This window comes from Bacillus sp. FSL M8-0166 (assembly GCF_038008825.1).
GTDB classification, from domain to species: domain Bacteria; phylum Bacillota; class Bacilli; order Bacillales; family Bacillaceae; genus Bacillus; species Bacillus safensis.
On record NZ_JBBOZZ010000001.1, the window covers coordinates 2,758,672 to 2,770,964 of the forward strand.

The 12,293-nt window shown below is 39.2% G+C and carries 12 protein-coding genes; 5 read left to right on the forward strand and 7 right to left on the reverse strand.

From position 1 onward, the window contains the following. Positions 1-278: 278 nt before the first annotated feature. The 7 genes from gyrA to dnaA all read right to left on the reverse strand — a co-directional run bounded on the left by gyrA (position 279) and on the right by dnaA (position 9,421). The gene (gene gyrA / locus NSS92_RS14315) at positions 279-2,783 is read right to left on the reverse strand and encodes a DNA gyrase subunit A (RefSeq protein WP_267587087.1); all 2,505 of its coding nucleotides are present in this window, start codon (positions 2,781-2,783) and stop codon (positions 279-281) included. 232 nt (positions 2,784-3,015) lie between these two features. After that, entirely contained in the window at positions 3,016-4,932 is a 1,917-nt protein-coding gene (gene gyrB / locus NSS92_RS14320) for a DNA topoisomerase (ATP-hydrolyzing) subunit B (RefSeq protein WP_267587112.1), read from the reverse strand. 57 nt (positions 4,933-4,989) lie between these two features. Then, the gene (gene remB / locus NSS92_RS14325) at positions 4,990-5,235 is read right to left on the reverse strand and encodes an extracellular matrix regulator RemB (RefSeq protein ID WP_034283648.1); all 246 of its coding nucleotides are present in this window, start codon (positions 5,233-5,235) and stop codon (positions 4,990-4,992) included. Positions 5,236-5,252: 17 nt separating this feature from the next. Continuing rightward, entirely contained in the window at positions 5,253-6,365 is a 1,113-nt protein-coding gene (gene recF, locus NSS92_RS14330) for a DNA replication/repair protein RecF (RefSeq protein ID WP_061406450.1), read from the reverse strand. Between the two features lie 16 nt (positions 6,366-6,381). Further along, positions 6,382-6,597 carry a S4 domain-containing protein YaaA gene (yaaA, locus tag NSS92_RS14335; RefSeq protein ID WP_008360916.1) on the reverse strand — a complete coding sequence of 72 codons (216 nt, stop codon included), beginning with the start codon at positions 6,595-6,597 and terminating at the stop codon, positions 6,382-6,384. A gap of 150 nt (positions 6,598-6,747) precedes the next feature. After that, entirely contained in the window at positions 6,748-7,884 is a 1,137-nt protein-coding gene (dnaN, locus tag NSS92_RS14340) for a DNA polymerase III subunit beta (protein WP_142946020.1), read from the reverse strand. Positions 7,885-8,080: 196 nt separating this feature from the next. Then, positions 8,081-9,421: a chromosomal replication initiator protein DnaA gene (dnaA, locus tag NSS92_RS14345; protein ID WP_267587086.1), complete on the reverse strand. Its 1,341-nt coding sequence runs from the start codon at positions 9,419-9,421 to the stop codon at positions 8,081-8,083. 293 nt (positions 9,422-9,714) lie between these two features. Between dnaA and NSS92_RS14350 the strand changes: the two genes are divergently transcribed. The 5 genes from NSS92_RS14350 (at position 9,715) to jag (ending at position 12,173) form a co-directional block, all read left to right on the forward strand. Next, positions 9,715-9,879 (forward strand): hypothetical protein, encoded by a 165-nt coding sequence (locus NSS92_RS14350; protein WP_340868739.1) that lies wholly within the window; start codon positions 9,715-9,717, stop codon positions 9,877-9,879. A 162-nt stretch (positions 9,880-10,041) separates the two neighbouring features. Then, positions 10,042-10,176, forward strand: coding sequence for a 50S ribosomal protein L34 (gene rpmH / locus NSS92_RS14355; protein ID WP_073208224.1), 135 nt, complete (start codon positions 10,042-10,044; stop codon positions 10,174-10,176). Between the two features lie 76 nt (positions 10,177-10,252). After that, a complete protein-coding gene (gene rnpA / locus NSS92_RS14360; protein WP_008360906.1) occupies positions 10,253-10,612 on the forward strand; it encodes a ribonuclease P protein component in 360 nt (119 codons plus the stop codon). 158 nt (positions 10,613-10,770) lie between these two features. Beyond that, complete coding sequence (gene spoIIIJ / locus NSS92_RS14365) at positions 10,771-11,553, forward strand: YidC family membrane integrase SpoIIIJ (protein ID WP_089374159.1); 783 nt, start codon at positions 10,771-10,773, stop codon at positions 11,551-11,553. Next, on the forward strand, positions 11,550-12,173 hold the full coding sequence (jag, locus tag NSS92_RS14370) for an RNA-binding cell elongation regulator Jag/EloR (RefSeq protein WP_340868740.1): 624 nt from the start codon (positions 11,550-11,552) through the stop codon (positions 12,171-12,173). The genes spoIIIJ and jag overlap by 4 nt, the downstream gene beginning before the upstream one ends. Positions 12,174-12,293 lie beyond the last annotated feature (120 nt).

The following is a 12,293-nucleotide window of genomic DNA, read 5'->3' on the forward strand; positions in this document are numbered from 1 at the left end:
CAGGTACGTTTTGTCTTGTTTAGTTTTCAAAGAACTTGTGTGTCACTCTCTCAAAGCGACCACTTAAATATATCATATATCTCTATCAACAGTCAACATTTTTCTTGAAAAACATTTTATTTTTTTAATAAGTTTTCACTGTAAAAGAGATAAAAAATAGAGCCTCTTTTTGCTCCTTTGAAAGATTAACACATATCTATGAAAAAAGCATTATAAATTTCAAAAAAACTCATGTTTTTTTAGAAAAAAATAAAGCCGGTGAAGAACCGGCTTTATTTTTACTCAGATTGCTCTTGATCTGACTCTATAGTTTCTACATTTTCTTCACTATTCTCTTCATCATCTTCTTGTGATTGTTCAACTAACGCCACTGTAGCGACATGTTCTTCATCACCAAGACGAATCAGGCGGACACCTTGAGTGACTCGACCTGTTGTCGAAATGTCTGAAACGGCCATACGAATGATCACGCCGCTTCCAGTAATAATCATCAAGTCCTCTTCAGCTTCAGCATTCGTCGCCTTCACTGCGACAAGCGGACCATTGTTATCAGTGATTTTACATGTTTTAAGGCCTTTACCGCCCCGACTTTGAACACGGTATTCTTTTTCAGGGGTTAATTTACCGTACCCTTTTTCGGTTACGATCAATACGTTTGCATCTGGCTCAAGGATTTCCATACCAACGACGATGTCATCCTCAGAAAGCGTAATTCCTTTCACGCCAGCTGCCGTACGTCCCATTTCACGAACGTCTTTCTCGTCAAAACGAATTAGCATACCCTTTTTCGTTCCAATGATGATTTGTTTTTCTCCATTGGTTAAACGGACTGCCATCAGTTCATCTTCGTCACGAAGACTTAAAGCGATAAGTCCATTGTTTCGAATGTTGGCAAACTGAGACAATGATGTTCGTTTTGATACACCGTGTCTTGTTGTAAAGAAGAGATACGAATCTTCATCAAATTCGCTTACTGGAATAATGGCATTAATCCACTCTCCCTTTTCTACTTCAAGCAGGTTAATAATCGGAATCCCTTTCGCCGTCCGTCCGAATTCAGGAATTTCATATCCCTTCGCACGATAGACCTTCCCTTTATTAGAGAAGAAGAGAATCGTATCATGGGTAGATGTTGAAATCAGCTGTTCTACGAAATCATCCTCATTGGTTCCCATGCCCTGAACACCTTTACCGCCTCTTTTTTGGCTGCGGTATGTTGATGCAGGCAAACGCTTGATATAACCATTATGAGTCAGCGTAATCACGATGTTCTCAACAGGAATCAGATCTTCGTCTTCAATTGTTTCAATACCTGCCGTCACAATTTCAGTACGGCGCGTATCATTGAAACGTTCTTTGATTTCTGTTAATTCTTCTCTAATGATTTCAAGAACTTTCTCATTGTCTGCTAAGATGGCTTTCAACTCAGCAATCAAATCAACAAGTCCTTTGTATTCTTCTTCTATCTTTTCTCTTTCCAAACCAGTTAAGCGCTGAAGGCGCATATCAAGAATGGCCTGTGCTTGTTTTTCGGACAAGCTATAGTTCTCCATTAAGCCATTTCTCGCGATTTCAGCAGTTTGAGAGCTTCTAATTAATGAAATGACTTCATCTAAGTGGTCAAGAGCGATTCTTAAACCTTCTAGAATATGAGCTCTTGCTTCAGCTTTTCGAAGTTCATATGCTGTTCTTCTGCGAATGATCACTTTTTGATGCTCTAGATAATATTCAAGACATTGTTTGAGGGACAAGACTTTCGGCTGTCCATCGACAAGTGCCAATAAGTTGATTCCAAATGATGTTTGGAGTGTCGTTTGTTTATAAAGATTGTTTAATAGAACGTGGGCGTTCGCGTCTCTTCGCAGTTCAATCACAATCCGCATTCCATTACGATCAGACTCGTCACGCAGATCTGTAATACCATCAATCTTTTTATCGCGCACAAGATCAGCGATTTTTTCGATCAAACGGGCTTTGTTGACCTGATATGGAATTTCATTGATGACAATCCGCTGCTTACCGCTGGATGTTTCTTCGATGATAGACTTTGCACGTAATGTAATAGAGCCCCGGCCTGTTTCATATGCCTTACGGATTCCGCTTCGGCCAATGATTTGTCCCGCAGTTGGGAAGTCTGGTCCTGGAATGATCTCCATTAGTTCCTGTGTTGTCATTTCTGGGCTTTGACTAATCGCCAGTACCCCATCAATCACTTCACCTAGTTGGTGAGGCGGAATGTTGGTTGCCATCCCTACAGCGATACCTGTTGCCCCGTTGACTAATAAGTTCGGGAATCGAGCAGGCATAACGATTGGTTCTCTTTCACTGCCATCGTAGTTATCTTGATAATCAATCGTATCCTTGGTGATATCACGCAGGATCTCCATTGAAATTTTTGATAGACGCGCCTCAGTATAACGCATCGCTGCTGCACTGTCTCCATCGACAGAACCAAAGTTTCCGTGTCCTTCAACTAGCATATTTCGATAGTTGAAGTCTTGCGCCATACGAACCATCGCTTCGTATACAGCGCTGTCACCGTGAGGGTGGTACTTACCGATAACTTCCCCAACGATACGTGCAGATTTCTTAAATGGTTTATCACTTGTCATACCTAGGTCATTCATCGCATACAAAATTCTTCGATGCACGGGCTTCAATCCATCTCGCACATCTGGTAATGCACGCGAAACAATAACACTCATTGCATAATCTAAAAAGGACGTACGCATTTCTTGACTAATATTCACTTCGCGTACATTTGGTGTATGTTGTTCACTCACTATAAGAACCTCCCTTTACGTATCACATGAAATAAATTATGTGGGAGTAAAATATGTATTTATCTTCACAAGACTATTCTCCATTATATCAATAATCTCGGCTTTATACACATTAATTTACTAGAAAATCAACGAAAACACGGAAAACCAGGACATTCGTTTCACACCCCTGTTTCTTGAAAAACAACCTTATTCCAAACAAGAAATAAGGTTGTTCTCAGGAGGGATTCATCTAAATATCAAGGTTTTTCACGTATTGTGCATTTTCTTCGATAAAGTTCCGTCTCGGCTCTACTTTATCTCCCATCAGCATTTCAAATGTCTCATCAGCATCGATCGCATCCTCAAGTGTGACTTGAAGAAGTGTTCTCGCATCAGGGTCCATTGTTGTTTCCCAAAGCTGAGTAGCATTCATCTCTCCAAGACCTTTATAACGCTGAAGTCCAGGCTTTGGTGTTTGAGGTAGTGATTTTAACAGCTCATCCAGCTGTTTATCGTTATACACGTACTCCACACGTTTTCCTTGCTGCACTTTATATAAAGGCGGCTGCGCAATATACACATAACCGTTTTCAATGATTTGACGCATGTAACGATAGAAGAATGTTAAGAGAAGCGTTCGGATATGCGCTCCATCTACATCGGCATCTGTCATAATCACAACTTTGTGATAGCGTGCTTTCTCTAAAGTGAAATCTTCTCCGATTCCAGTTCCTAACGCTGTAATCATTGCACGAACCTCGTTGTTCGATAAAATTTTATCTAGACGAGCTTTTTCTACGTTTAGGATTTTCCCTCTTAACGGTAAGATCGCTTGGAAGTGACGATCACGGCCTTGCTTAGCAGATCCGCCCGCAGAATCTCCCTCTACAATATAGAGCTCAGAGATGGAAGGATCTTTAGAAGAACAGTCCGCCAGTTTCCCAGGTAAGCTGGAGACTTCCAGCGCACTTTTACGTCTTGTCAGCTCACGAGCCTTTTTGGCAGCCATTCTTGCACGAGCTGCCATCAGTCCCTTTTCCACAATTTTTTTCGCAGAATCAGGATTTTCAAGCAAGAATTTCTCAAGTGCTTCTGAGAAAAGGGAGTCTGTGATGGTTCTCGCTTCTGAGTTCCCAAGCTTTGTCTTCGTTTGCCCTTCGAATTGAGGGTCTGGATGTTTGATGGAGATAATGGCTGTTAAGCCTTCTCGCACATCTTCACCGCTCAAATTCGAATCTCCATCTTTGAATACGCCATTTTTACGAGCATAATCATTGATGACACGCGTTAGACCGGTTTTAAAGCCAGCTTCGTGTGTCCCGCCTTCATACGTGTTAATGTTGTTGGCGAAGGAATAGATATTGCTTGTATAGGAATCGTTGTATTGTAATGCCACTTCAACTGTGATTCCGTCTTTCTCACCTTCGATGTACACAGGTTCTTCATGAACGACTTCTTTTGAGCGGTTTAAATGTTCTACATAGCTCTTAATACCGCCTTCGTAGCAGTATTCATTTCTCCGTTCTTTGCCTTCACGCAAGTCTTCAATGATGATGTTTACACCTTTTGTTAAGAAAGCTAACTCACGAACACGGTTGGCAAGTGTATCGTAATCAAATTCAATAGTTTCCGTGAAAATTTCTGGGTCTGGCACAAAGTGAGTGGTTGTCCCGGTTACATCTGTTTCACCAATAACCTCTAAATCTCCCACTGGAACGCCGCGTTTGAACTGCTGATAATGAATTTTTCCATCACGGTATACGGTCACGTCTAAGGTTGTAGATAATGCATTTACAACAGATGCCCCTACACCATGCAGACCGCCAGATACTTTATAACCGCTGCCGTCAAATTTACCACCAGCGTGAAGAACAGTCATAATGACCTCTACAGCAGGACGCCCCATTTTTTCATGAATTCCAACAGGAATCCCGCGGCCATTATCTTTTACTGTAATGCTATTATCTTTTTCAATTTGCACTGTAATGTCTGTACAATAACCAGCTAATGCCTCATCAATACTGTTGTCGACAATTTCCCATACAAGATGGTGAAGTCCTTTTGCATTGGTTGCCCCAATGTACATTCCTGGACGTTTTCTAACAGCTTCTAGTCCTTCGAGCACCTGTATCTGATTTTCATCATAACTATTATGTTGCTGTTCCATTGCCACGTACATTCACCTACACTTTTCTTAAACGATATATTTATATGAATTGAGTTTTTAGACTTCAATTTCAATCACAAACGAAGCACGTTTTTTGAGCGTGCTTGAGGAAAGAGGAGAGTAATAAACAGATTCAGTTGTGACGACAATGGATTTGGGCGTCCCTTGTGATAACGAAATGATATGTTTCTCTTGTTTTTGTAGAAATTCTTCTACAACAGAAGACGACCTCATTTTGTAATCAACAATTGCGACAATCTCTCGTGTAGAAACAACACAATCATCACCTAAATGAATATACAAGACTCACACCTCATTTATCAGTCAATTACTTTTCCACTGGCTACTCTGAAAATTTCCGCTTCTTTCAGGGTGGCATGATCAATGCCTTCAACACTTGTTGTGGTGACGAAGGTCTGTACACGACCTTGAATGGTATGGAGCAAATGAGACTGTCTGTAATCATCAAGTTCAGATAACACATCATCAAGCAGAAGAATGGGATATTCTCCGATTTCTTCATGTATCAGATCAATTTCTGCCAGCTTTAGTGAAAGAGCTGTTGTTCTTTGCTGCCCTTGAGAGCCATATGTTTGAACATCCCGACCATTCACAAAGAAAAGCAGGTCATCTCTGTGAGGTCCCCACAGTGTCACCCCTCGGTCTATTTCTCTGTCTCTTAGTTTCTGAAACGATTCTTCATAGCTATTCTTTATTTTCGACAAGTCTGACGCTTCTGATACCTCTATTGCCGTCTGGTATTGGAGCGTGAGTGTTTCTAGCTCTCTAGAAATCCCAAAATGCAGCGGCTGCGCCCATTTTTCGAGCTGTTTCGTAAAAGTCAGTCGTCTTTTGACAACTTTCGCTGCCGCATCAATCAACTGCTCTGTTAAAACCTCCAGCATCGCTTGATCTGTTTGCTTTCTTGTCTGCAATTGTTTCAAGTAATGATTCCGCTGAGAGAGGATTTTTTGATAGAGCGATAAATCATGCAAGTAGACAGCAGAAACTTGTCCAATCTCCATGTCGAGGAATCTTCTGCGGATTTGCGGGCTGCCCTTCACAAGACTTAAGTCCTCTGGCGCAAACATGATGGTGTTTAACGCACCAACATAATGACTGAGCTTCTGTTGTTCAATGTGATTGACCTTGCCCTTTTTTCCTTTTTTTGAGATTACGAGCTGCATTGGGAGTGGACCATTTTTTTTAATGACTCTACCTTCTATTTTAGCATAGTCTTGGTCCCATCGGATAAGTTCTTTATCATTTGACGTACGATGAGACTTTGCCATCGACAATACATAGATCGCTTCCATCAAGTTCGTTTTACCTTGGGCATTCTCACCGATCATGACATTCACCTTATTGTCGAATTGAAGCTCGGTGTGTTCATAATTTCGGTATGAAGTTAACGCCAGACTTTGAATGTACATGTATTGTCACCCGTTTCTAATTCACAACTTGAAATGTGCCGTAACCTTCAATCTCGACAACATCTCCTGGGTATAGTTTGCGTCCCCGTCTATTATCTGGCTCTTGATTAATGAACACCTCATGTTCACTCAAAAACCATTTCGCCATTCCGCCAGATTGGATGACTTCGGCTAATTTCAAAAACTGTCCTAATGTAATCATTTCTGTTTCAATGGTTATAAGATTAGGCATTGTATCGACCTCTTTCAATATCACTAATATCTAATTGTACTAAAAAACAAGACAAGAAGGAAAGGGGGAAAGCGAACTGGGATGAAAGAAAGCATGGAAAACGAGAAGAAAAGCTGCTGTGCACTCACACAGCAGCCATTTTAGATTGAATTAATATGTTCTTACCGGAAGAATCAATTGCAAGATAGAATCATCATTCGGCGTACGCAGAAGGAACGGTCTCATTGCACCAGTGAAGCTTACATGAATATCAGTTCCCTCTAATACTTTTAACGCATCAAGCATATATTTTGGACTGAAGGAGATTTTAAGATCTTCCCCTTTAATCTCATCTGCTTGAACCGTCTCCACCACTTTACCGATCTCAGGTGAATTAGAAGAGATTTCAAGGCTTTGTTCAGGATCAGCTGACAGTTTCACGACATTATTACGTCCTTCTCTTGCTAAAAGTGATGCACGATCAATGGCTTGAAGGAACTCTTTCGTGTTGACCACGACATCCGTTTTACTTTCTTGCGGGATCAGACGAGCTGTATCTGGATAATTACCATCCAGCAATCGTGAGAAGAACAGGACGTTTTGTGCTTTAAAAAGAACTTGTGTTTCTGTAATGACGATGCTCACAAGATCTTGTCCATCATCAAGAATTTTACTTAGCTCTGTTAAACTCTTCCCTGGAATCACGACATTATACGAACTTTCCTCGTTAATATCTAATTTCGCTTTTCTTAAAGCAAGACGGTGGCTATCCGTCGCCGTGCATATTAATTCACCTTGTTCCACCTTCCAGTTTACACCTGTCAAGATAGGTCGTGTTTCTGAGGTGGACACTGCAAAAACAGTTTGACGAATTAAATTTTTAAGCAGATCTGTTGGAATTTGAAATGCATGATGCTCTTCAATTTGTGGAAGATGCGGATATTCTTCAGCATCTAAGCCGTTTAGGTTAAATTCCGCTGAACCAGAGCGGATGATGGTCAGGTGATTTTGTTCTACTTCAATTTCGACAGTAGCCATAGGCAGTTTCTTTACAATTTCACTAAAGAAGCGGGCTTGAAGCACAATACTTCCCGGACGATCAATGGTGATAACCTCTAAATCTCCATCTCTTTGAGGAATGAAAGATTCAATTGAGATATCAGAATCGCTTCCTGTTAGAGAAACCCCTTCATCAGACGCAACAATTTTAATCCCTGTCAAAATAGGAATTGTTGTTCTAGAGGATACGGCCTTTAATACATCTTGGACACTTTGGACAAGACGATCTTTTTGAATCGTGAATTTCATAGTGGTCCTCCTAAATTTTCTTAATGACATGTATATATATTTTATTAATAAAAATCGTAGAAGTAATAGTAGGGCTTGTGAATATGTGGATAAGTCGAGAAAAAGAAAGGAAAGACAGCCTATCCACATGTGGACAGACTGTGTATGACTATGCTCTAGTTATTCACATTTTCCCGTACTCATTATATCAGCTTGGTTATTTTAATTGTTCTTTGATCTCTTTGACATGCTGCTGAAGCTGTTCATCTTCAACGATTAATTTCGAAATCTTCTCATGAGCATGAATGACAGTCGTATGATCACGACCGCCAAATTCTTCTCCGATTTTAGGCAGAGAGGAATCGGTCATTTCTCTAGAGAGGTACATGGCAATTTGTCTTGGATAAGCAACTGACTTCGTACGTTTCTTCGCTTTGAAATCCTCTAATCGAATATTAAATTGCTGCCCTACAATTCTTTGAATATCTTTAATTGTAATGACCTTAGGCTTTGATGAAGGAATGATGTCCTTTAGCGCCTCAGCTGCTAGATCTGCATTAATGTCTTTATTAATTAAAGATGAGTAAGCAACGACACGAATCAAAGCACCCTCCAGCTCACGAATGTTGCTGTCGATTTGATTGGCAATGTACAGCATGACTTCATTTGGAATGTCTAAGCCTTCTGCCTTTGCTTTTTTTCGCAGGATCGCGATACGCGTTTCTAGATCTGGCGGGGTAATGTCTGTAATTAAGCCCCATTCAAATCGAGAGCGTAATCTGTCTTCAAGTGTCGGAATTTCTTTTGGAGGCCGGTCACTAGAAATGACGATTTGCTTACTTTCTTCGTGAAGTGTGTTGAATGTATGGAAAAATTCTTCTTGTGTTTGTTCTTTTCCTGCTAAAAATTGAATATCATCTATCAAAAGCACATCTACATTCCGATAGCGGTTACGGAAGTCGACAGCTTTGTTATCTCGGATTGAGTTGATAAATTCATTAGTAAATTTTTCAGATGATAGATAGACCACTTTGGCTGATGGATTATGGTCGATCACGTAATGACCAATCGCATGCATCAAGTGAGTCTTTCCTAAACCAACGCCCCCATAAATAAAAAGCGGGTTATATGCTTTTGCTGGTGCTTCCGCGACTGCAAGTGAAGCGGCATGAGCAAAACGGTTGCCTGAACCAATAACAAAAGTATCAAATGTATATTTTGGATTCAGCATATTTTGTGGAATGTCAACGGGCTCTTCTTTAGACATTTTTTTGATAGGAGACTTTGGCATGGCTTCCTCTTCGTCCTGATTTTGAGGAATAATAAATTTAATGCTGAGCTCTTCGCCTGTTAGTTCATAGATGGTATCAGCAATTAAGTGAAGATATCTTGACTCGAGCCAATCTCTAGCAAATTCATTAGGTGCCGTAATTGTAAGCGTATCTCCCTGAAGAGAATGGGCTTTTGTCGATTTCATCCATGTCTCAAAACTGGGTTTGCTCAATTTTGTCTCTATTTTTTCAAGTGCTTTATTCCACAGATCCAAAATATTTTCCATAAGGCTTCTCCCCCCTCCTTTTCTTTTTAAAATGACCAGTATCAAACTGTTATAGAACACGAAAAAGAGCAAATGGTCATCACCATTCGTGCACATACTTTGTTGAAAACAAATAATATAGTAGAAAAACGTCTTTTCGACAAATTACACAAGCTGTGGATAAACAATTCAACAGGCTGTGTAATAACTTTCCACAGGTTATCCACAGATTGTGGATAATATAAATGGGCCAGATAACTAATTAAGAGTTAAAACACAAATATAATATCAAAATAAACAAGATGGTGCAATGGGTGTCACAAACTTATCCACACACTTTACAGCCTGTTGAAAAAAAATTATCCACATCGGTTATTTGTGTGAAAAAAATGTCGATAATGGATGTGGATAGTCTAAATATGCCGGAAAAATATCCACATCCTTGTTTTGAAGGTCTTTTAGGAGGAAAAAAAGATTAAAATGCTGGAAACTGAAAAAGAAGGTTTCTTCGTTTGATAACTTATGTTATGCTTATAAGGTTGATAATAAGAGTTTTATCATTGATATTGACAATCGATGGGTTACACAAATATAATGAGTTAGACTGTCTTAAACAGCTATTCCTCAGGGAGGTGTCATAAATGAAAAGAACGTTTCAACCAAATAACCGTAAGCGTAGTAAAGTTCATGGCTTCCGCAGCCGTATGAGTACTAAAAACGGACGTCTAGTTTTAAAGCGACGCCGCAGCAAAGGTAGAAAAAAATTATCAGCTTAGGCCACTGAATAATGTCAGTGGTCTTTTTTACATAAAATCGTAAATGAACTGTCAGTTTTTATCGGAGTGGAAAAACATGAAGAAGCGAAACAGGCTAAAAAAAAATGAAGAGTTTCAAAAGGTGTTCAAAAAAGGTCAATCAATGGCGAATCGCCAATTCGTTATTTACCAGCTGGATCAACCAAATCAAGATGAACTGCGTTTAGGATTGTCTGTCAGTAAGAAGATTGGTAATGCAGTGATAAGAAATCGAATTAAACGACTGATCCGTCAGGTGTTTTTAGAGGAAGGTCATAAGTTAAAGCAAGAAAAAGATTACATTGTCATTGCACGAAAACCAGCGAGTGAATTGACCTTTGAAGAAACAAAGAAGTCTCTCCAACATTTATTTAGAAAATCCGCTGTTTATCAACAACAACCGAAAAAGTCTTCGTAATAGAAACTTTCGTTGAATCAATTTTTAAAAGCGCTTCCTTCATCTAGTGAATTAAAATGAAACCACCACTTTGCAAAGAAAAAATGTTACCATACTGAATAGGTGAGTCACTTTCGTAATCAATTCCAACTTAAATAAAGTTTGAAGTAATGGGAGGAATCTTGTTGAAAAGGCGATTATTACTAATATTTAGCTTGATTGGCGTATTGGTTCTATTGGCAGGATGTACACAGATCAATGAACCAATTACATCAGATAGTAAGGGATTCTGGAATTCTTATATTGTTTACCCCCTATCTCAATTAATCACGTACATGGCAAACTTAACTGGTGAAAACTATGGTGTAGCGATTATTATTGTGACACTGTTAATTCGCTTGCTTATTTTACCATTAATGATTAAACAGTTAAGAAGTACAAAAGCGATGCAAGCATTACAGCCTGAATTGAAAAAGCTTCGTGAAAAATATAGCTCTAAAGATCAAAAAACACAGCAGCAGCTACAGCAAGAAACAATGGCCCTTTTTCAAAAAAATGGCGTCAATCCATTAGCAGGCTGTTTCCCGATTTTAATTCAGATGCCAATCCTCATTGGTTTCTATCATGCAATTATGAGAACAGCAGAAATTAAAAAGCATACATTCTTATGGTTTGACTTAGGCAGCCCAGATCCATTGTTCCTATTACCGATTATTGCAGGTGTAGCTACTTTCATTCAGCAAAAGCTGATGATGGCTGGAAATCCTTCGGACAACCCTCAAATGGCCATCATGCTATGGGTGATGCCGATTATGATCATTGTATTTGCAATTAGTTTCCCAGCAGCACTTTCATTGTATTGGGTTGTAGGTAACATTTTCATGATCATTCAAACATTGGTGATTAAAACGCCTCAAGTAAAAGTTGATACAAAAGAAAAAGCAGGCGGGAATAAAAAATGAAGGAAATAACTGCTGTCGGTCGCACAATCGAAGAAGCAGTAGATTCCGGACTTAAACAAATTCAGCTACTAAAAGAAGAAGTAGAAATCACAATAGTAGATGAAGGAAATAAAGGATTTTTAGGATTATTTGGTAAAAGACAAGCTGTGGTCAAGTTAGTAGAAAAGATAAATGCACTTAAATTAGCTACACAGTATTTAGATAAAATTGTTAAAACGATTGATCCTAAAGCAAAGATTATTTCCAAACAGGAACCGAAAAAGATTTCTTTCCACATTGATGGAGATAAAACGTCATTAATGATTGGAAAAAGAGGACAAACATTGTACTCTTTAGAAACGTTGGTACAGCTAGTGTTTAATCGTTATTCTGATCATTATCACCATATAACAATTGATATTGGCGATTATAGGAAGAAACGACAAGAAGCACTTGAACAATATGCCGTCAAGACAGCAAATCGGGTTTTAAAAACGAAGAGAAAGGTTCATTTAGAACCTATGCCTTCGAATGAACGAAAAATTGTTCATGATGCGATTGCTGCATTCTCTAAAGAACTTGCAACGGCATCTGAAGATACAGGCAGCAAGCGTCATGTTGTGGTGCTGTATAAAAAATAGCAGAAAGGCTAAGATTCAGCAAAGCTGGATTTTAGTCTTTTTTTATTGAAAAATTGCTTTTTATAGAGGATTTATCCTTTATTTCTAAAAAATGAGTATGTGATATGAGTGGAAAATGCC

Excerpts from the sequence above, each read along its gene's own strand:
- gyrB (WP_267587112.1), bottom strand. The coding sequence starts at position 4,932 with ATGGAACAGCAACATAATAGTTATGATGAAAATCAGATACAGGTGCTC.
- recF (WP_061406450.1), bottom strand. The coding sequence starts at position 6,365 with ATGTACATTCAAAGTCTGGCGTTAACTTCATACCGAAATTATGAACAC.
- yaaA (WP_008360916.1), bottom strand. The coding sequence starts at position 6,597 with ATGCCTAATCTTATAACCATTGAAACAGAAATGATTACATTAGGACAG.
- dnaN (WP_142946020.1), bottom strand. The coding sequence starts at position 7,884 with ATGAAATTCACGATTCAAAAAGATCGTCTTGTCCAAAGTGTCCAAGAT.
- dnaA (WP_267587086.1), bottom strand. The coding sequence starts at position 9,421 with ATGGAAAATATTTTGGATCTGTGGAATAAAGCACTTGAAAAAATAGAG.
- rpmH (WP_073208224.1), top strand. The coding sequence starts at position 10,042 with ATGAAAAGAACGTTTCAACCAAATAACCGTAAGCGTAGTAAAGTTCAT.
- rnpA (WP_008360906.1), top strand. The coding sequence starts at position 10,253 with ATGAAGAAGCGAAACAGGCTAAAAAAAAATGAAGAGTTTCAAAAGGTG.
- jag (WP_340868740.1), top strand. The coding sequence starts at position 11,550 with ATGAAGGAAATAACTGCTGTCGGTCGCACAATCGAAGAAGCAGTAGAT.